Here is a 19,382-nt window from a genome sequence, read left to right on the forward strand (position 1 = left end):
GCGAGCAACAACTCCCGCGCCCTCCTCGACGGTCGGTCCGTGGTGTGCCCGTGATCCGCGACCCACGCCCGATCCCCATGCCGCCGGACCACGGTCCGGCGCCGTCAGGACGGAGCCCCCCCCATGCCGCAACCAGTCGTCGAACGACGCTCCATAGATGTGGTGCCGGACGCGGAACGCCACGGCACGGCCTTCTCCCAGTTCACGCTGTGGCTGGGCGCCAACCTCCAGATCACCACGGTGGTGACCGGCGCCCTCGCGGTGGTCTTCGGGGGCGATGTGATCTGGTCCGTTGTGGGGCTGCTGGTCGGCAACCTCCTCGGCGGGGCGGTGATGGCACTCCACTCGGCGCAGGGACCGCGGCTCGGACTGCCGCAGATGATCTCCTCCCGGGCCCAGTTCGGGGTGCGGGGCGCCGCGGTACCGCTGGCGCTCGTCGTGGTGATGTACGTGGGCTTCTTCGCGAGCGGCTCGGTGCTGGCGGGCCAGGCCGTAGGCAAACTGACCCACCTCGGAGCGGTGCCGGGCATCATGCTGTTCGCCCTGATCACCGCGGTGACGGCGGCCGTGGGCTACCGCGTGATCCACGTCCTCGGGCGGGTCGCGAGCGTCGTCGGAGCCCTGTCCTTCGTCTACCTCGGCATCCGGCTCCTGGACCGGATCGACGTCTCCCACGTCCTGCACGAGCAGCACTTCGCACTGCCGATGTTCCTCCTCGCCGTGTCGCTCTCGGCCTCCTGGCAGCTCGCGTTCGGCCCCTACGTCGCGGACTACTCGCGCTACCTGCCGCGGAACACCTCGCCGCGCTCCACGTTCTGCTGGACGCTGGCGGGGACGGCGCTGGGCGCCCAGTGGTCGATGACCTTCGGCGTGCTGGTGGCGGCCACGGCCGGCACGGCTTTCGTGGACGACCAGGTCGGTTACGTGGTGAGCCTCGGCGGCACCGGCGTTGCCGCCTCGGTGCTCTACTTCGTCATCGCCCTGGGCAAGTTGACGATCAACGTGCTCAACACCTACGGCGGCTTCATGGCGGTCGTCACCGGTGTCAGCGGTTTCCGCGGCCAGCGGACGCTGGGGAGCCGGGGCCGGTCCCTCTACGTCGGCGGCATCATGGTGCTGGGTACGGCACTCGCGCTGCTCGGACGGAACTCTTTCCTGGACTCGTTCGCCGACTTCCTGCTCTTCCTGCTGGCCTTCCTGACGCCGTGGTCGGCGATCAACCTGGTCGACTACTACCTGGTCTCGCGCGAACGCTACGACCTGGCGGCGCTCACCGACCCCGAGGGGCGGTACGGCGCCTGGCGGCCCGGCGCGCTGATCGTCTACACGGTCGGCCTGCTCGCCCAACTGCCCTTCCTGGCGACCAGCTTCTACACCGGCCCACTGGTGGGGCCGCTCGGTGGCGCGGACATCTCGTGGCTCGTCGGCCTCGCCGTGCCGGCCGCGCTGTACGGGGTGGTCGGCACGCGCCGCGCCCGGCAGCTGCCCCCGCTGCCCCCGGCCGCTCCCGGCGGCCCAGTGGTTCCGACGGCCCCGACGCCGGCCGGGACCACGACAGCCATTGACTAGATCCCATTCATGATGTGAACATCTGAATGAATATTGAATAGAAGCCTGGAGGCAAGGATGTCAGGAGCAAGGCCGGTGCGGGCCCCCCGCGGCAGTGAACTCACCGCGCTGGGATGGCCGCAGGAAGCCGCCCTCCGCATGCTGCAGAACAACCTCGACCCGGAGGTCGCCGAACACCCCGACAAACTCGTGGTCTACGGCGGCACCGGCAAGGCGGCCCGCGACTGGCGTTCCTTCGACGCCATGGTCCGTACCCTGCGCAACCTGAAGCAGGACGAGACCATGCTCGTCCAGTCCGGGCGCCCGGTCGGCGTGATGCAGACCCACGAATGGGCACCGCGCGTGCTCATCGCCAACTCCAACCTGGTCGGCGACTGGGCCAACTGGGAGGAGTTCCGGCGCCTGGAGCAGCTCGGCCTCACCATGTACGGGCAGATGACGGCCGGTTCGTGGATCTACATCGGCACCCAGGGCATCCTCCAAGGCACGTACGAGACGTTCGCCGCTGTCGCGGCGAAACGGTTCGGTGGCACCCTCGCGGGGACCATCACCCTGACCGCGGGACTCGGCGGCATGGGCGGCGCACAGCCGCTCGCCGTCACCATGAACGACGGCGTGGCGATCTGCATCGACTGCGACCCCCGGGCGATCGAGCGCCGCATCGAACACCGTTACCTCGACGTACGCGCCGACAGCCTCCAGCACGCCCTGGCCCTGGCCACCGAAGCGCGTGAAGCCCGCCGTCCGCTCTCCATCGGCCTGCTCGGCAACGCGGCTGACCTGCTGCCGAGGATGCTCGCCGAGGGCGCGCCCATCGACATCGTCACCGACCAGACCTCGGCGCACGATCCCCTCGCCTATCTGCCCGCAGGCGTCGACTTCGCCGACATGGCCGCGTACGCGCAGGAGAAGCCCGCCGACTTCACCACCCGTGCGCGCGAGTCGATGGCGACGCACGTCGAGGCGATGGTCGGCTTCCAGGACGCGGGCGCCGAGGTCTTCGACTACGGCAACTCCATCCGGGGCGAGGCCCAACTCGCCGGCTACGCCCGGGCCTTCGACTTCCCCGGCTTCGTCCCCGCCTACATCCGCCCCCTCTTCTGCGAGGGCAAGGGCCCCTTCCGCTGGGCGGCGCTCTCCGGCGACCCCGCCGACATCCACCGCACCGACCGGGCCGTCCTCGACCTGTTCCCCGAGAACGAGTCCCTCGCCCGCTGGATGCGTATGGCCGCCGAACGTGTCCACTTCCAGGGGCTGCCGGCCCGCATCTGCTGGCTGGGGCAGGGCGAACGCGCGCTCGCCGGCGAGCGGTTCAACGCCATGGTGGCCTCCGGCGAACTCTCCGCGCCCGTCGTCATCGGCCGCGACCACCTCGACACCGGCTCCGTCGCCTCGCCCTACCGGGAGACCGAGTCCATGCTCGACGGCTCCGACGCCATCGCCGACTGGCCGCTGCTCAACGCCCTCGTCAACACCGCCTCCGGTGCCTCCTGGGTCTCGATCCACCACGGCGGCGGCGTCGGCATGGGGCGTTCCCTCCACGCCGGACAGGTCAGCGTCGCCGACGGCACGCCGCTGGCCGGGGAGAAGATCCGCCGGGTACTGACCAACGACCCCGGCATGGGCGTCGTCCGGCACGTCGACGCCGGCTACGAGATCGCCGAGCGCACCGCCGCCGACCAGGGCATCCGTATCCCGATGCGGGAGGGTGACGCCAAGTGAGCGCCTCCTTCCACGAGATGTGGGCCGATCTGCGGCCCATCGGACGGGACGGTGGGACCGGCGGCTACCACCGCTACGCGTGGACAGGTGCCGACGCCGACTGCCGCGCGTGGTTCCGCGCGCAGGCCACCGCGCGCGGCATGACCTACGAGACCGACCGCAACGGCAACCAGTGGGCCCACCTCGGCGACCCCACCGCTGGGGACGCCGTAGCCCTCGGCTCCCACCTCGACTCGGTGCCGTCAGGCGGCGCCTTCGACGGACCGCTGGGCGTGGTCTCCTCCTTCGCCGCCATTGACGAACTGCGCCGCAAGGGGGCGGAGTTCACCCGGCCCGTGCGCGTCGCCAACTTCTCCGACGAGGAGGGCGCCCGCTTCGGCCTGGCCTGCGTCGGCTCCCGACTCGCCGCCGGAGCCCTCGCCCCCGACGCTGCCCGTGCCCTGCGGGACGCCGACGGCACCACGCTGGCCGCCGCCATGGAACGCGCGGGCCAGGACCCCGAAGCGCTCGGCCCCGACCCCGAACGCCTCGCCCGCATCGGCGCCTTCGTCGAACTCCACATCGAGCAGGGCAGGGCGCTCGACCTGACCGGCGACCGGATCGGTGTGGCCTCGGCGATCTGGCCGCACGGCCGCTGGCGCTTCGACTTCCGCGGCGAGGCCAACCACGCGGGCACCACGCGCCTGGAGGACCGCCGCGATCCGATGCTCGCCTACGCGGCGACCGTACTCGCCGCCCGGCGAGCGGCGGCTTCCGCCGGTGCGCTGGCCACGTTCGGCAAGGTCGCCGTGGAACCGAACGGCGTCAACGCCGTCCCCTCCCTCGTCCGAGGATGGCTCGACTCACGCGCGGCCGACCACACCACCCTGGAAGCGCTGGTGACCGCGGTGGAACAGGCGGCGAGCGAGAGCGCGGCACAGGAGGGCACCACCGTGGACGTCGTACGCGAGTCCTTCAGCCCCGAGGTCTCCTTCGGCGCCGGGCTCCGCGACACCCTGGTGGAACTCCTCAACGGCGCCGTCCCCGTGCTGCCCACCGGCGCGGGCCACGACGCCGGCATCCTCTCCGGCACCCTCCCCAGCGCGATGCTCTTCGTCCGCAACCCCACCGGCACCTCCCACTCCCCTGCCGAGAACGCCGCCGAGGACGACTGCACCGCGGGCGTCACCGCACTCGCCGACGTACTCGAAGGGCTGGCCTGCGCATGACGAACGACCCCGGAACAGCGGCCGGTTCACCCGCGCCGGAACCGGCCGCCGCCACCGGACCCGCCTACTGGCTGGAACACGCGTGGCTGGGGGACCGGGTCGCCGCCGGCGTGCTGCTGCGTACCGCCGGCGAGCACATCACCGAGCTGCGCACCGGCGTGGCCACAGCCCCGCCCCGCACCGTCCCGCTGCGCGGCCTCACCCTCCCCGGCCTCGCCAACGCCCACTCCCACGCCTTCCACCGGGCTCTGCGCTCCCTCGCCCAGACCGCTCCCGACGGCGGCCCGCCGGGCTGCGCTCCGGACTCCTTCTGGGCCTGGCGCGAGATCATGTACGCCACCGCCGCCCGTCTCGATCCCGACAGCTATTACGAACTCGCCCGCGCCGTCTACGCCGAGATGGCGCTGGCCGGGATCACCGCGGTGGGCGAGTTCCACTACCTCCACCACTCCCCCGACGGCACTCCCTACGCCGACCCCAACGCCATGGGCCTCGCCCTGGCCGCAGCCGCCGACGAGGCGGGCGTGCGGCTCACTCTCCTGGACACCGCCTACCTCTCCTCGGGCTTCGGCGCGCCGCCCGAGGCAGGACAGCGGCGCTTCAGCGACGGCACGGCCGACGCCTGGGCGACGCGCGCCGGCGACCTGAAGGACGGCGAACGGCTGCGGATCGGCGCCGCCGTCCACTCGGTACGCGCCGTGCCCGCGGACGAACTCGGCACGGTGGCCGCCTTCGCGGCCGAGCGGGACGCACCCCTCCATGTCCACCTCTCGGAGCAGACCGCCGAGAACGAGGCGTGCCTGGCCGTTCACGGCACCACGCCCACCCGGCTCCTCGCCGACCACGGAGTGCTGGGCCCGTCCACCACGGGCATCCACAACACCCACCTCACCGAGGCGGACATCGCCCTCCTCGGCTCCACGGGAACCGGCACCTGCATGTGCCCCACCACCGAACGCGACCTCGCCGACGGTATCGGCCCCGCCGTGGCGCTCGACCGGGCCGGCTCGCCACTGAGCCTCGGCAGCGACAGCCACGCGGTGATCGACCTCCTGGAGGAGGCACGCGCACTGGAACTCGACGAACGGCTGCGGACCCGGACCCGCGGCCACTGGACAGCGGCCCAACTCCTCGCCGCCGCCACCAGCGGCGGCCACCGCGCACTCGGTTGGCCCGAAGCCGGGCGCCTGGCGGTCGGCGCCCTGGCCGACCTCACGACCGTCGACCTGACCTCGGTACGGACCGCGGGCGCCGACCCGCGCCACGGGGCCGAGACCGCGGTCTTCGCCGCCTCGGCCGCAGACATCCGCCACACGGTGGTCGGCGGCCAGCACCTCGTCCGCGACGGTATCCACACCAAGGTCGCCGACGTGCCGGGCGCTCTCGCCGGGGCCATCACCGCACTGCGCGGCTAGGGTGTGTCCGAAGGATCGTGGTCGGAGCGTGTCGAGCAGTAGAGCCAGCTCCTCGCGACTTCCCTGGCTAACCCGTGAATCGTCTGCCTACAGGCCGGGCCGGTGCGCAGAGGGGGATTCGCTGCAAGCCAGCTGTACCGGCTGCACGATCCGCCGAGGCCGCGTCGCGTCCCGAGCAGCGGTTTCAAGGACCGGGTCGCCGCGAGCCAGCACCCGCTTCGATTGTCAGTGGATCGTGTGAGGCTGTCCGAGACCCACCGTACTGATCACCGGAGTTCAGGTATGACGACCCCTTCGCCCCTGACGGTCGCGGAATGGCGCGCGTTCCTCAGCGACTACAACGCCAGGCACATCAACTCGGACGAGGTCCGTGAGGCCATCGAGGACCATCGCCAGGTCATCAGCAAGAAGCGGCTGGAGGCCGGGTGGGCCGGCGCCGAACCGGCGGGCGAGGAAGCGATCGTGGCCGCCGAGGAGCGGCTCGGGGTGAGGCTTCCTCTCTCGTACCGAAACTTCCTCCAGGTCAGTGACGGCTGGGAAGACATCGGGTCCGTCGACCTGTTCCAGGTCAGGGACATCGGCTGGTTCGCTGACCTGGACGCCGACCTCATCAAAGCGTGGTCGGACAGCGACTCCTTCGTGGACCAGCTCGCCATGCTCAAGCGGTGCCTGCTGATCGGCGACGACGACGGCGGCAGCGGCTGCTACTGGCTGCTGCACGCCGACGGCGTCGGGGAAAACGGCGAGTGGACCGCGTATGTGTGGTGGCCCGGTGACGGTGACGACCCCGAGCCTTACCACGACTTCGCCGCCATGGTGCGGGAAGCAGTGCACTCCTAGTGATCTGAGTCAGATCACTAGCGCTGTAACCCTGGGGTCACCGGATCGGTGGCCGTGGCATGGCGGTTGGACGTTGCGGTGACGCCCGGCGCGACCGTTGCTCACCGACGGCGAGGCTCGCCCGTGAGCGTGATGTGAGGTGCCGTTCGCGCACCGGTTCGCGGCCACGTCGCTGCCGCGCCGTCCCGCGCGCTTGCCGCCGCCCGCCGTTCACCGCGCCCGTGTGCGTTGCCGCTTCGCGGCCCACAGGGGGAGTGACCGGGCGGCGCCTCGCGTGGCCGGACCGTGAGGAGGTCGGTTTCCGGGATCCTTGCGAGCCAATCGTCTCGCGCAGGTACGGTGTTCGACTGCTGGAGCTGACAAGCAGAGCGCGCCGAGTGCTCAACTCGCGGGCAGCACAGGCGATTTGACGGCAGAGAGGCCGGACTGGCGATGTTATTCGAACAGCCACCGAACGACCCCGAGTTACCGCTCTCCCCCACGCCTTGGCCTCCGCCGCCCCCGCCTCCTCCCCCGGGCAAGTCCCGGACGTGGAAGGCCGTGGTCATCGTGACCGCGATTCTTGTGCACCTGGGCGGGGCCGGGCTCGCCGTGGTCAGCTTCCAGCAGTTGTCGGAACCGGGCCCGGACGCGAGCGGTCCGGCGCCTACGTACAAAGTCCGACTGCACAAGAAGCTGAAAGGCGCGGGGCTCAGCTTCGTCAGCAACAGGGAGGCCAAGGAGCCCAACGTCGGCCGCTACTCAGGGAAAGGCGCGATCTCGGGGACCTACAAGAGCGATGGGGGAACCGTCGAGGTCCTCATCATCGCGGTGAACTCCTCGTCCATGAAGAACGGCCTGGCTGCCGACGATCTCCTGGAAACAACGGGAAGCCGGTTGAACGGCGAAGGCACAAGGAAGCCACAGGACTTCAGGCGAGGAGGCGCGAAGGATCCGCTCCGCTGCGCCATCCATGTCGATGAGGGCCCGGGCCTGGACACCACTCCGTTCCCGGTCTGCGCCTGGGACGACAACGGCTCGGCAGCGCTCGTGTTCGACTTCTCCGAGAGCACCATTGAGAACGATCCACTCGCGTACGATCTCGGCGAACTGGCCGATCAGACGGCACGGATACGCGCCGCCGTACGCGAGCCCGTCAGCGGCGCCGTACACGAGCCCGCAAGCGCCGACAGCTAGACCATTTCTGCCGGCCCTCTTCGAAGGCAGCGTCACCCCCTGTCCCGGCAAGGCGGGCGGTGCCTCAATTGGGGAGGCAGTGGCGCTGCCGGAGAAGTGGTTCGGCTCGTAGCTCTCCGGCACATCGCAGGTCTCGGGCCGACCACCGATCTCGACATCGCGGCGCGAGCGGATTTCCCAGCGAAACCGGCGTGGCGGCGCCGGTGACGCGGATGGCGCCGGCGTCACCGGCGTCACCGGCGTCACCGGCCATTACGGTCATGAATCGACGCGGGGTAAATCCGGGGGGCATCTCCGCTGCTTTCTCCTCAGTGCGATATGTGCGACCGCAGCAACAGCCGCGGTGATGACGCCGGCTGCCACGAGCCCGGCGCAGATGGCGACAACGGGGTTCACCCAGCCGGGAACCAGGTCGAAGTCGGCGTTGCACTTGTTGTGCAGCGGGAACCAGTGGTCCATTTCCCCGGCGTGCTGCTGCCGATAGCCGGCGTCATAGGACTCCTGCTGGACCATGCACGCCTTACGCATGTCCAGGGCGCCGGCAAAGGCGCCGACGGCGTACGAGACGAGCAGTCCGAGCAGGGCCACGGGTGCCGTTGCCGCGCCGAGCGCCAGCCACGTTCCGGGGCGCCGGCCCTTCCCCGCACGCAGCGCCGAGGCGCCCCGCCGGGCGGCCCGCGCGATGAGGAAGCCGACCGAGCCCAGCGCCGAAGCAACCGCCGCGAGTACCACAGCGGGCCAGCCGATGGCGAAGAGCATGAGAAGGCCCATGACGGCGACACCGCTGAGGTACAGCCACTTTTCCGGGTTCCGGCTCCCCACGGATCAGCCCTTGATTTCTGCCGACGGGACGGACTTTCCGTTGCTCCCCCAGGTGGTGCGGTTCTGGAAGCAGCCGTTGCGCGGTTGCGGGCCGCGCCCGCCGGTGCCGGAGTACGCCGTGACCGTAGACATACCCATCTGCCGAGGCAGCCCTGTGATCAGGGAGTGCATGGTGTCCCAACCGCTGCGGTCGTTCTCGGGGCAACCTGCTCGTCCATGCCGCATACCTCTCAGTCGTTGGGTCCCGCACGCCAACAAAAGGCACACCCACCAGTTTTCGGGCCCGGCCCGCCGAAAGCATTCCGGAAGGCCACAGCGACGATAGACATGCAGCAAGCCACACCGCAGCACTCAACTGACAGCCAGAACACCGAAAGGCGGGCATAGGGCCCATTCGGTCGCGTAGGAAGAGTCACGGTTGCCCGGAAAAGCGGCACAGAACGATAAAGATCCCCACACCACGGCTCAACGCGTCACCGTAGGCCAGGTTTTCGCCTTCGACGAGTCCGGCCCGCGTACTCCCCCGCGTAGAGGGCCGCCCTGAGCCACCTCTTCAAGGCGCGAGCACAGCAGTTGCCGGTGGGCCCGGTCGAACAAAGCGTCCGCGCAGAGACTGTCGGCCTGCCGGAGCAGCGCGGTGACATCAGCTACAGCTACAGCTACAGCGAAGGTGTGCGGAGAGCTTTGCCATGCCGGGCGCGGGCCCGTTCGATCTGCTGAGTACCGAGGTCGACTCCCACCGCGTCACGCCCGCCCCCTGCACGGGAGTCTCCCTCGACGCGCCTACGGGGCACAGGTGGACCGCGGGCATGAGTGGGACCGCGGGCATTGATGAGACCGCGGGTCGATGGGACTTCGGGCATGGGTGGACCGCCGCTTCGGGTGTCAGTCGACCGGGCGCCCCTCGCCGGCCTCGATCGCGCGGAGTCGCGCAATGGGCGTGGCCAGGGCGAGCGCGAGTGGGACCACCCCGGCGAGAAGGAGGGCGAGCCCGGTGCCCGAGCGGTCGATGACGATGCCCGCACCAGCGGATGCCAGTGAGGCGCCCAGGTTGATGGCGGTGTTGATCCAGGTCGACGCCTCCGTCCGGCTGCCTTCCGGAGCGATGGCATCGGCGATGAGGTATCCGGTGACGAGGGAAGGGGCGAGGAAGAGGCCGACGAGGACCAGGCCGGCGGCGAAGAGCCCGAGCGGGGTGATCCAGGAGACGCTGACCGTGGCGATCCCCATGCCGGTGCTCAGGGCGAACAGCCTCGTTCCGACCCCCGCCTTGAGGTTCAGCCGGCCGTAGAGCAGGCCGCCCAGGGCGCTTCCAGCGGAGAAGGCCGCCAAGAGCCAGCCCGCTGCTGACGCGGCATCATGCTGTGCGGCGACCGCCGGAGCCACGACCTCCACGGCACCGAGCACGGCGCCCGCGCCCAGAAGGACGAGCAGCACCCGGCCGAAGCCCGGCCGGCGCAGCACGCGTTCACGCCGTACCGCGTCCCGGCGGGTCCCCCGCATCGCCCCCGAGGCCGGGCTGGAGACCATCGCCACCGTTCCCAGGAACACGGTCGCCGCAGTCACTCCCAGTCCGAAGCCGGGCGAGGTGGCACCGATGACCGCACTGATGAGGACAGGACCGGCCAGGAAGAGAAGCTCCTCGGACACCGCATCGAAGCTGAAGGCCCTCTTCCGCTGGTCCCCGGCCTGTGTGAGGGACGCCCAGACCATGCGCATCGCGGCTCCCAGAGGCGGGGCCGTCAGGCCACCTTCGGCGCTGAGAACCAGCAGAAGCCAGGGGGCGGCGTCCTGCCTGCCGTCGACGAGGAGCGCGAGGGCGAAGAACCCCGTGGCTTGGCCGGTTGCCATCACCGTGAGGGCTCGCCGCTGACCGAAACGGTCGATGGCTCGGGCCCGCCAGGGTGCGCCGGCAACGGTGGCGATTCCGAAGGCGGCCGTCGCAAGACCGCCCTGCGCGAAAGAGCCCGTCTTGTCCTGGACTGCCAGGAGAAGCGCGAGACCGCTCATGGCGAGGGAGGAACGCCCGATCAGGGCGGGGAGGAAGGCGCGCAGGGCGCCGGGGAGAAGAAGCACTCCGAACACCGGGACACTCCGATGATGGGCGACCGGCATCGTGGGCACGGTCGGCGAGGTCTGAAGGTCGGTGGAGATCCGGAAGGCGCGGCCAAGCGCGCCCTCAACGGATCAGGATCTGGGCGGGCGATTTCCCAGGACCGTCAGATGAACATCGGAATGCGCACCCGGCGAGGGTACCTGACCGTCCCGTGCCCCTGCCGGTACCGGCGTCGGGGCCGTGCTGGTGCTCGGCGACCACCGCTGGCGGGGCCGCACGTACCGCGTCAACGATGTCCGGCTTACGGGTCAACCGCCGGGCTCCCGCCGCCTGACGCGCCGTCAGGGAAGTGCCCCGCCTGCGCGCCACTCAGACTTCCCCCGCGCGCCGAAACCCGTAAGACCAGGCTCCGAAGACCGCTCGGTTCCACGAACCGCCGCCCCTCCACCCGCTACGACGTGAGTAAAAGCGTGAAACGCCCCCGTCAAAGCGATTCCTGGTGCCCAACAAGGGCGCACGTTGGATCGCGGCCAACCGCTGACACGCGGAGATCGACTTCACCCAACTCGGCAATCAGGTCACACAACTCGTCACCACGCACGCAAGTACACAGCCGCCTCATCCGTGGCAGGAAGAGCGTGATTCACGTACCCACTATGCCCCGCCGGCGCAAGCGGCGTGACCGGGCACCGAAAATGACCTTATGCCTGCCCCTCCGTGTCTCGAATTTTCTGGCGGACTCGGTGATCCCGCAGAATTGATCTTTCATGGGATTGGTTACTGACCTCGGAGAACAGGCATCCCGCCGGGACTGATGACCATTCCGGCGAAGGGGCTGGAAATATATTGTCTGCGCCTTCGGAGATGGGCTTAAATTGTGCTGCGCCGAGCGACCGGCCCGGGGGGCTTCAGATCTGAACGGGCGCCCTCGTGATCTCTCCCGGCCACATCGATGTAAGCGCACAGCACGCTCCCGCCAAAGAATCTTGGAAGAAGAAGGCCATGACGAACGAGGACTTCATCCGCTCCCGTGAAGAGGGAGAGGCCGCCACTAAGTGGTAATGGCCGGACATTGAGCGACGGAGCCGGGCGACGCGGGAAATCGGTCGCCCGGCTCTGAAATGGCGCACCTCCCACTACGGCGATGCAGGAGCCACGTGTGTTCGACCATCTCGTGAGTCCACCGGTCCTGGCACCCCTCGACGACGCCGCCTACGCCGAGCGGCTCCGGGAGCTGGAAGCGGCGCTGGCGGCGCGCTCCGACAGCCGGGAGCTGCTGTCCCTGCTGTGCGACTGGACCTCGGGTCACCGGGACTGGAACGTGCGGCGCATCGCCGTGGAGACGCTCGCGGCCCGGTTCGTCAAGGAGGCCGAAGCACGTGAGGCCATCTGCGCCGCGACCCACGATGACGTCGACTGGGTGGCCTTCACCGCCATCAAGGCCGCTGGTGAGCACCGGCTGCCGGAGGCCGTCGAGCACATGATCAGGATCTCGGGCTGGCCGAGCAATTTCAGTCGGCCCGCCTACACGAGAAAACCTGTCGGCTGCGGGGCCGCCTTCACCAAGAAGGCACTCTGGGAGTTCTTCGGCACCCGGGACCCGGGCGCGCTGCGTGCCCTGGAGGACAAGCACTTCGCCGAGAAGCACGCCGCTGTCGCGGCGGCCCGGCGGGAACCCGACCTCAGAGACGTGGTCACGGTCCCTGCCGGCCCCTTCATCGCGGGTGCGAACGTCCAGGAGGCCGGCCCCTTCCAGACGGACGACACCGACAATCCGCTGCGCGTCGTCGATCTTCCGGCCTTCTGCGTGGACCGCACTGCGGTGACCAATGCCCGCTACAAAGAGTTCCTCCTGGAAGCCGCTCCGGGAGGCGAGTTCGCACACCCCGACGAGCCCCTGGACAAGGACCACACACCGGCGCACTGGCGTGACCCCCGCTGCAACGCTCCGGAGCTGCCGGCGATCGGTGTCGACTGGTACGACGCCTACGCCTTCGCGCGCTGGGCGGGCGGGCGGCTGCCCTCGGAGGACGAGTGGGAGAAGGCCGCCCGGGGGACCGACGCAAGGACCTATCCGTGGGGCAACACCTGGGACCCCGACAAGGCACGGTGCGTGTTCGGCGCGTACGGGCGTGAGGAGATCCGCGACCTGGAGGAGCTGGAGGAGCTACTCGTCCGCACCACCAGAGCGTGGCCGCCCGAGCCCGTCCTGCCCGCCGACGCGTTGCCCGACGGCGCGAGCCCTTACGGCGCGCTGAACATGGCGGGCAACGTCTGGGAGATCACGCGCACCAATTTCTTCACCCGAGCGAACATGGCGCCCTTTTTCAAGGGACGGAAGAACCCGGAGTTCATGAACCGGCCGGAGGGTTTCCATGTACTGCGCGGCGGCACGTGGACATCACCACCCGTCTGTCTCACCACCTTCTACCTGGGGAAGGACCTTCTCACCGACCGGCACAACGAGGTCGGATTCAGGTGCGCGTATGACGCACCTGTTCAGTGACTGAGTGGCGGTCGACGACGGAGTGACGGTCGATCATTCACGCGCAACGGCCACTGAATTCGCACGGCCGTCCTTTTCCGCGACGCCCCGCTGCCGCGAGGTTTATCGAGCTTGTCGAAGGGAGCCCTGCTCCATGGTGGACCGGAACATCACAGCCCGACGCATTCACTTCACCCGCAAGAACGGCACATTCGCGTCTTTCGACGGCGCACAGTTCGACGTGGAGAAATTCCTCTCCCGCGCTCTGGTCGGGCGTCTGGCGATGAACGGGCCGGTCGTACGCCCCTTTTGGTTCGTCTGGGAGGAGGAGGCATTCTGGATGATCACGGGCTCCTGGTCCATCCTGGACGAGCGGCTGTTGGCCGACCCCTCGATCGAACTCGTGATCGACACCTGTGATCTGGAGACGGGAGAGACGCTCCAGGTCATCGGGCACGGGCGGGGACATGTCGTCGACTTCGACGTGGAACGGGGCCGCCGCATCCTCACCAAGTACGCCGGATCGGACGAGGACTACTGGGACGCCCGGTTCCAGTTGCGCCCGGACCCGTCCATCTATGGCACCCGAATGGCCAAGCTGGTCCCGGACGACATCTGGACGGTCGACCTCTCCTTCGTGCCCGCGCCGGACGCCCGGCGGCTGGCCACCGGAGCTGCCGACAACGGAACGCAGCAGTAGGCCGCCCGATGCCCTCCCTGTCGACGATCCTCGTCTTTCTCGCTGCGAGCATCGGACTGCTGCTGATCCCCGGGCCCGTCGTCGTCTACCTCGTGACCAGAAGCGTGTCCCAGGGCCGCCGTGCGGGCCTGATCTCCCTGGTCGGCGTGCACCTCGCGACGGCGGTCTACGTCCTGCTGACGACTCTGGGACTTGCGACCCTGCTGACCGCGTCACCGACGGCCTTCGCCGTGGTCCAGTACCTCGGTGTCGGCTATCTGATCTGGCTCGGCGCCCGCAAACTGTGGAACGCCCGCGCGAACCGCGTCGACGACGTCGACGCCCCACTGCCCCGGGAGTCGCTTCCACGCGTGCTCCGGGACGGCTTCGCCGTCAACATCCTCAGCCCGAAGAGCCTCATCTTCTTCACCGCGTTCCTGCCGCAGTTCGTGGACACCGGCCGAGGCCCCGCCTCCTTCCAATTGCTCTTCTTCGGGGCCCTGTTCACTGCCGTCGCCGTACTCAGCGACGGCACCTACACCCTTGTGTCCAGCGCACTCGCGGGCAGACTGCGTCGCAGCCCTACCGTTCAGCGCCACCTGGACCGCTCCAGCGGCATCATCTACCTGCTGCTCGGCGCGTTCACCGCACTGCTCTCGCCGTCCTGACAGGCACAGCCGACGACCCCGCCGCGATGAACGGTGCGCCAGCGGCCGGCGACCCACGACACCTGTCGCGCGTCTTCGAGCGTGGCGACGATGGCGAGGCGGGGGGGAAGGGAGTTGCTCACTACCGTCGTCCGGGCTGTCAGTGCGCCCTTGTAGCCTCCCGGCCATGACAACCGAACTGGCCCATGACCCACGTCCGATCTTCGCCAGGTCACTTGATCAGGCCGGGAAGCAGGTCGCGGCGGTACGTCCCGACGAGCTGAGTAACCGCACTCCCTGTGCCGAGTACGACGTTCGCGCGCTGCTCGGACATATGGTCTCGGTGCTGCACAAGCTCGCCCGTGTCGGCACGGGAGGCGACGCGAGCGACCTCCCGGATGTGATCGACGGTATAGCCGACGACGGCTGGGCCGGCGCATTCGCCCGGGCCCGGAGCGAGGCCGAGCAGGTGTGGGCCGACGACGGGCAGCTGGACCGAATGATCGAGCTGCCGTGGGCCACACTGTCCGGCCGGGATGTTCTTGATGCCTACAGCCACGAGTTCACGGCTCATTCCTGGGACCTCGCACACGCCACCGAACGGCTCGCCGAACTCGACCCCGACCTCGCCACCCGGGCCCTTGAGGCGTTCTCGAAGTTCGCGCCGCCGGATGACCGCAGCGAGCAGGGCCCGTTCAGCCCGGCCGTACCGGTGCCCGACGACGCCGACATCCACACCCGGCTGGCCGCCTACCTGGGACGCCGCCCCTAGGCGGTTTCGTTTGGGCCTCACCGCCGTGGCGCGAGGGCGTTCGCACTCTTGACGGCGTCCGCCGGGGCCATTGGGATGGTGAGCCCTGGTGGCCGGCCTCACTTGCCCTCGGAGGGTGCGGGATGCAGACGCGCCGTACCGGTGTGGTCTATCTGCTTCTGGCGTTGTGCGGCACGGCGGTGGCCGTCTGGCTGTTCCGGGCGCGCGGGGAGGACGGCAGCGCCGTCGCGGCCGTGGTGACGGTGCTGCTGGGACTGCCCACGATGTGGCTCACATGGGAGGCGTTCCGCGTCGGCCGCATTGAAGCCCGGGCGGCCGGAGGCCCGAGCGCGCAGCTCAGCGCCGCCGCCGACGAGCTGGCCGACGAGGTCTGGGACGAGTTGCAGCAGGCGGCCAGCGACCGGCAGCTGCGCTCGCCCGCGCCGATCCCGGTGCGCTGGCGGTGGTCGCGCTCTCCAGTGGCAGGCCCGATGGAGGCCGCGTTGGGGGACCCGCAGAGCTTGACGCCTTTCTCGCGGCTGCCGCAGGTACCGGCATCCGATGTCACCACGGTGCGCGAGGGCGGGCTGAGCGATCTGTTCAAGGTCTACGGTGGGCTGGGCTCCGGCCGCATCGTCGTGCTGGGCGGCCCCGGCAGCGGCAAGTCCGACGCCGCGATCCTGACGGTCCTGGAGGCGCTGAAGCACCGCCGCGACCAAGTCAGCGACGACGAACGCGACCGGGTGCCGGTCCCGGTGCTGCTCAAACTCACCACGTGGGACACCGGCCGGCTGTTCTTCAAGGACTGGGTATCCGCCCAGCTCTCGGCGGACCACCCATTGCTGCGCTCCGCCGAGTACGGAGGCAACGTCGCCGAGCGGCTGTTGAAGAAGCACAAGATCGCCCTTTTCCTCGACGGCTTCGACGAGCTGGACACCGACCTGCGCAAGGCCGCGCTGAAGGGCATCAACGAGCACGCGGCATCGCGGGTGATGATGTTCACCCGCACCGCCGAGTTCACCGGAACTGAGCAGGCCGCCGAGCACACCAGGGGCGCCGCGGTGCTGGAGCTCACGCCGATCACCGGGCAGGAGGCCGCCGAGTACCTCCGGCGCTGCCCGAGCGTGTCGGCCGCCGAACAGTGGGAACGGCTCATCTGCCACCTGCGGGATCACCAGGACAGCGTGCTCACCCAGGCCCTGAACTCCCCACTGACGCTGACGCTCGTACGCGACGCGTTCCCCGACCCCGAGACGCTTGAGGACTTCCTGGCCCCGGGCCGGTTCTCCTCGCGAGACGAGGTCGTGTTACATCTGCTCGACCGGTTCGTCACCATCGCCTACCAGCCACCTCTTTTGCAGGGCCACGACCCGTCTGCGCAGGCTCGGCCCCGGCACTGGCTGCGCTATCTCGCGGCCCGACTGTCGGAGCAGGGCGACAGCCTCGACTGGCGCCACCTGAACCAGTGGGCACCGGTGTTCCCCCGCATCGTCGCCCTCGGCCTCATCAGTGTGCTCACCGGTGCGCTTGGCGGCGTGTTGGCCTTCGCCTCCTGGGGTGGCGGCTACAGCGCCCAAGGCATCGATGGAGCGGCGGGCGGCGCGGTCTACGGCGCCGTCATGGGGCTCATCCTGGGTGGCGCGGCGGGCCTCGGGGCGGAGTTCCGCGGCTATGGGCGCGGCGGCCGTACTGCCAGAGGCCCCTTACGGCGGGATCTCAACCCCGGGGTGGCCATCGTCGTCGGCAGCATGATGGGGTTCTGGTTCGCCGACTACGTCTACACCCGTGCCGCCGACGGCAACACGGCCACAGCCGCGTTCGCGGGCATTCTCATCGGCGTGGGCTCCGCTGCGGTGGCCGGCATGGCCGCCACCCAGGGCCGCCGGGCCCGCCAAGCCCTCCGGGACAATGCGTGGACTCGGTGGAAGGCGTTCTACTCCCGCGTCCCGCTTCTCCCCGGCGCCGTCGCCGGCGGCCTGCCGATGGGCTTCAGGTACCTGTTCCCGTACGAGCCCTTCGAGAGGTACGAACTCGCCGAGGGGCTGTGGAACGGGGTATGGGGCACGGTCATAGTCTCCCTCATCATCGGCGCGGGTCGCCCGGCGTCCCGGCAGGGCATCCTCACCGGCCGGAGCGCCGCTTGGCGCCGGGACCGCCGCGAGTCGATCGTGTACGGCTTGCTCTTCGGGCTCAGCACCGGGGCGGGCTGGGGATTGCGCGAGATCTTCATGTACCACCCCGATGGCCAGGAATACGGGTGGCAGAACGACATTCTTCCCGGCCTGTTCCAGACCGTCGGTATCGCCATCCCCTTCGCCGTCGGCTGCGTGATCGCCGGCTCCGACTACTGGCGCAACACCCTGCTCTTCCTCCAGCTGTACTTGCGCCGCCTCCTCCCCGCCCGGGGGATGCGGTTCTTCAACGACGCCTACACACGCGAGATCCTGCGCACGGAGGGCCCCCGGTACCAGTTCCGCCACCGCCAGCTCCAGAAACTCCTCGCCCGGGAACACAGGAACCCGGTCTAGGAATTCGTTGGGAACATCGGGCAGTCCAGAGGAAGATGCCGGCGATGTGAAGCCCGGCCCCCTTTTGCGGGCCCCGGTACCGGCTCACCAAAGCAGGCGGCGCCGTAAGCGGCACAGTGGCGTCAACCCCCCGCCGTCGGAGCGGGAGTTCGGCCCGGGCGGGTCTGCTGGCGGCGGCTACAGCGGTGGCCGCCGCTGCCGTGCGAGCCGTCATCGGCCCCGGTCACGTAAACGCCCTGACCGGGGCCCCAGCATCAGCTGTCGCCAAGGTGCCGACCGCCGCTAGTTCCGGTACCGGAACACGATCCGGCCGCGTGTCAGGTCGTACGGCGGGAGCTCCACCAGCACCCGGTCTCCCAGGTAGATCTTGATGTAGTGCTTGCGGATCTTCCCGCTGATGTGCGCGAGTACTTGGTGACCGTTCTCAAGCTCCACGGTGAACATGGCGCTGCGCAGGCACTCGACGACCTTGCCCTCGACTTCGATGACGTTTTTGTGCTTCGTCATCGCACCAACTCCAGGTTGCTGCTCATCGGCCGGGCACCCATGCCCTCGAACAGCGCCGAGGCCGCTCGATCGGGCTCTTGGATCTCGGCCCAGGCCGCGGCGGACCCGGCGCGGTGCAGCGTCCCCAGCGCGTGGGCGAGCAGCGCCCGCGCGATGCCGCGCCGCTGCTCGCCGGACCGGACCGCGAGCAGCCCGATGCGCGGCCGGGCCGCCGATACCACCCGGATCAGCCCCAAGTAGCGGTCCGGCGCCGCGGCCACCGCGTACTTCGACGGATCGACGATGGTGTCGCCCTCGTGGAGGAGAACCACCTCCGCCGGCATCGACTGCCACCCGACGCTCGCCTCGACTTCGTCACGGATCGCGCGGTACACCGCCCGCAGCAGGCTCTCGTCCGCCTGACCGGCGGGAACGATCGTCACGCCCGAAGGCGGCAGGACTCCGTCGAGCCCCGTGACCCCCGGGTCGGTCGGCACGACGTACTCCCACTCGCGGCGCCGGACCGTGAACCCGGCCCGCCGCCAGCCGGCTGCCAGCTCGATGTCGGCTTCGTCGACCACCGTGTACAGCGGTGCCGGCAGTTCCGCCAGCATCGCCTCGGAGAGCCGGTCGAAGGTGGCGTCGTGCCAGGCGTCTATGCTGACGAACAGGCGTCCGTCGGGCCGGTGCTCCGCATGCCCGCGGCCGACCACCAGGTCGTCATCCAGCGCGTGCCATTGCCCTGCCGCGACGCGCGTGGTCAGCACCGCGTTCTCGCTCAGGCCGGATGGGAAAGGCTTCGTGTTCATTGGAGTCTCCTTCAGGAGTGCCTCGATCTCAGGCGCTCCTGGCGACACCGAACGTCAGCCGCAGGACCGTGACGGGTTGAGGGAGCACCCATAAATAGCTGTGTTCACGGGTCTCACCTCCATACGACGGCTTCACGGTCCACCACGACGGTAGCCGCGGGCACCGACTCGCTCAATTCCTTTTCCGCA

Annotated in this window: 15 protein-coding genes; 11 read left to right on the forward strand and 4 right to left on the reverse strand. The window is 69.5% G+C overall.

Annotation, left to right across the window (positions count from 1 at the left end; genetic code table 11):
* The first annotated feature begins 123 nt into the window (after positions 1-123).
* From NMN56_RS33595 to NMN56_RS33620, 6 genes are all read left to right on the forward strand, one after another.
* Positions 124-1,569 (forward strand): purine-cytosine permease family protein, encoded by a 1,446-nt coding sequence (locus NMN56_RS33595; protein ID WP_274043394.1) that lies wholly within the window; start codon positions 124-126, stop codon positions 1,567-1,569.
* A gap of 57 nt (positions 1,570-1,626) precedes the next feature.
* Positions 1,627-3,291, forward strand: coding sequence for a urocanate hydratase (gene hutU / locus NMN56_RS33600; RefSeq protein ID WP_274043395.1), 1,665 nt, complete (start codon positions 1,627-1,629; stop codon positions 3,289-3,291).
* Positions 3,288-4,499, forward strand: a complete 1,212-nt coding sequence (locus tag NMN56_RS33605; protein WP_274043396.1) for an allantoate amidohydrolase — start codon at positions 3,288-3,290, stop codon at positions 4,497-4,499. The genes hutU and NMN56_RS33605 overlap by 4 nt, the downstream gene beginning before the upstream one ends.
* A complete protein-coding gene (locus NMN56_RS33610; protein WP_274043397.1) occupies positions 4,496-5,914 on the forward strand; it encodes a formimidoylglutamate deiminase in 1,419 nt (472 codons plus the stop codon). Before NMN56_RS33605 ends, NMN56_RS33610 begins: the two co-directional genes overlap by 4 nt.
* A 282-nt stretch (positions 5,915-6,196) precedes the next feature.
* The gene (locus NMN56_RS33615; RefSeq protein WP_274043398.1) at positions 6,197-6,754 is read left to right on the forward strand and encodes an SMI1/KNR4 family protein; all 558 of its coding nucleotides are present in this window, start codon (positions 6,197-6,199) and stop codon (positions 6,752-6,754) included.
* 549 nt (positions 6,755-7,303) lie between these two features.
* Positions 7,304-7,930, forward strand: coding sequence for a hypothetical protein (locus NMN56_RS33620; protein ID WP_274043399.1), 627 nt, complete (start codon positions 7,304-7,306; stop codon positions 7,928-7,930).
* 258 nt (positions 7,931-8,188) lie between these two features.
* Here the strand turns inward: NMN56_RS33620 and NMN56_RS33625 are convergent, their stop codons facing one another.
* Together NMN56_RS33625 and NMN56_RS33630 are read right to left on the reverse strand one after the other, a co-directional pair.
* Positions 8,189-8,752, reverse strand: a complete 564-nt coding sequence (locus NMN56_RS33625; RefSeq protein ID WP_274043400.1) for a hypothetical protein — start codon at positions 8,750-8,752, stop codon at positions 8,189-8,191.
* Positions 8,753-9,637: 885 nt separating this feature from the next.
* Entirely contained in the window at positions 9,638-10,837 is a 1,200-nt protein-coding gene (locus NMN56_RS33630) for an MFS transporter (protein WP_274043402.1), read from the reverse strand.
* Positions 10,838-11,967: 1,130 nt separating this feature from the next.
* On the opposite strand from NMN56_RS33630, the gene NMN56_RS33635 reads away from it, so the two are divergent.
* From NMN56_RS33635 to NMN56_RS33655, 5 genes are all read left to right on the forward strand, one after another.
* On the forward strand, positions 11,968-13,314 hold the full coding sequence (locus tag NMN56_RS33635) for an SUMF1/EgtB/PvdO family nonheme iron enzyme (protein WP_274043403.1): 1,347 nt from the start codon (positions 11,968-11,970) through the stop codon (positions 13,312-13,314).
* Positions 13,315-13,447: 133 nt separating this feature from the next.
* Entirely contained in the window at positions 13,448-13,993 is a 546-nt protein-coding gene (locus NMN56_RS33640) for a pyridoxamine 5'-phosphate oxidase family protein (protein ID WP_274043404.1), read from the forward strand.
* 8 nt (positions 13,994-14,001) lie between these two features.
* The gene (locus NMN56_RS33645; protein ID WP_274043405.1) at positions 14,002-14,640 is read left to right on the forward strand and encodes a LysE family translocator; all 639 of its coding nucleotides are present in this window, start codon (positions 14,002-14,004) and stop codon (positions 14,638-14,640) included.
* A gap of 166 nt (positions 14,641-14,806) precedes the next feature.
* Positions 14,807-15,391, forward strand: coding sequence for a TIGR03086 family metal-binding protein (locus NMN56_RS33650; protein ID WP_274043406.1), 585 nt, complete (start codon positions 14,807-14,809; stop codon positions 15,389-15,391).
* A gap of 122 nt (positions 15,392-15,513) precedes the next feature.
* Complete coding sequence (locus NMN56_RS33655) at positions 15,514-17,898, forward strand: NACHT domain-containing protein (protein WP_280842764.1); 2,385 nt, start codon at positions 15,514-15,516, stop codon at positions 17,896-17,898.
* A 282-nt stretch (positions 17,899-18,180) separates the two neighbouring features.
* Here NMN56_RS33655 and infA read toward each other — a convergent pair whose 3' ends face one another.
* Together infA and NMN56_RS33665 are read right to left on the reverse strand one after the other, a co-directional pair.
* Positions 18,181-18,405 (reverse strand): translation initiation factor IF-1, encoded by a 225-nt coding sequence (infA, locus tag NMN56_RS33660; RefSeq protein ID WP_274043408.1) that lies wholly within the window; start codon positions 18,403-18,405, stop codon positions 18,181-18,183.
* A complete protein-coding gene (locus tag NMN56_RS33665; RefSeq protein ID WP_274043409.1) occupies positions 18,402-19,193 on the reverse strand; it encodes a GNAT family N-acetyltransferase in 792 nt (263 codons plus the stop codon). Before NMN56_RS33665 ends, infA begins: the two co-directional genes overlap by 4 nt.
* Positions 19,194-19,382: the final 189 nt, after the last annotated feature.

Source organism: Streptomyces iconiensis, from assembly GCF_028657195.3.
Classification (GTDB): domain Bacteria; phylum Actinomycetota; class Actinomycetes; order Streptomycetales; family Streptomycetaceae; genus Streptomyces; species Streptomyces iconiensis.

Coding starts and splice junctions, on each gene's coding strand:
- NMN56_RS33595 (WP_274043394.1), top strand. CDS start 124: ATGCCGCAACCAGTCGTCGAACGACGCTCCATAGATGTGGTGCCGGAC.
- hutU (WP_274043395.1), top strand. CDS start 1,627: ATGTCAGGAGCAAGGCCGGTGCGGGCCCCCCGCGGCAGTGAACTCACC.
- NMN56_RS33610 (WP_274043397.1), top strand. CDS start 4,496: ATGACGAACGACCCCGGAACAGCGGCCGGTTCACCCGCGCCGGAACCG.
- NMN56_RS33615 (WP_274043398.1), top strand. CDS start 6,197: ATGACGACCCCTTCGCCCCTGACGGTCGCGGAATGGCGCGCGTTCCTC.
- NMN56_RS33640 (WP_274043404.1), top strand. CDS start 13,448: ATGGTGGACCGGAACATCACAGCCCGACGCATTCACTTCACCCGCAAG.
- NMN56_RS33645 (WP_274043405.1), top strand. CDS start 14,002: ATGCCCTCCCTGTCGACGATCCTCGTCTTTCTCGCTGCGAGCATCGGA.
- NMN56_RS33650 (WP_274043406.1), top strand. CDS start 14,807: ATGACAACCGAACTGGCCCATGACCCACGTCCGATCTTCGCCAGGTCA.
- NMN56_RS33655 (WP_280842764.1), top strand. CDS start 15,514: ATGCAGACGCGCCGTACCGGTGTGGTCTATCTGCTTCTGGCGTTGTGC.
- infA (WP_274043408.1), bottom strand. CDS start 18,405: ATGACGAAGCACAAAAACGTCATCGAAGTCGAGGGCAAGGTCGTCGAG.
- NMN56_RS33665 (WP_274043409.1), bottom strand. CDS start 19,193: ATGAACACGAAGCCTTTCCCATCCGGCCTGAGCGAGAACGCGGTGCTG.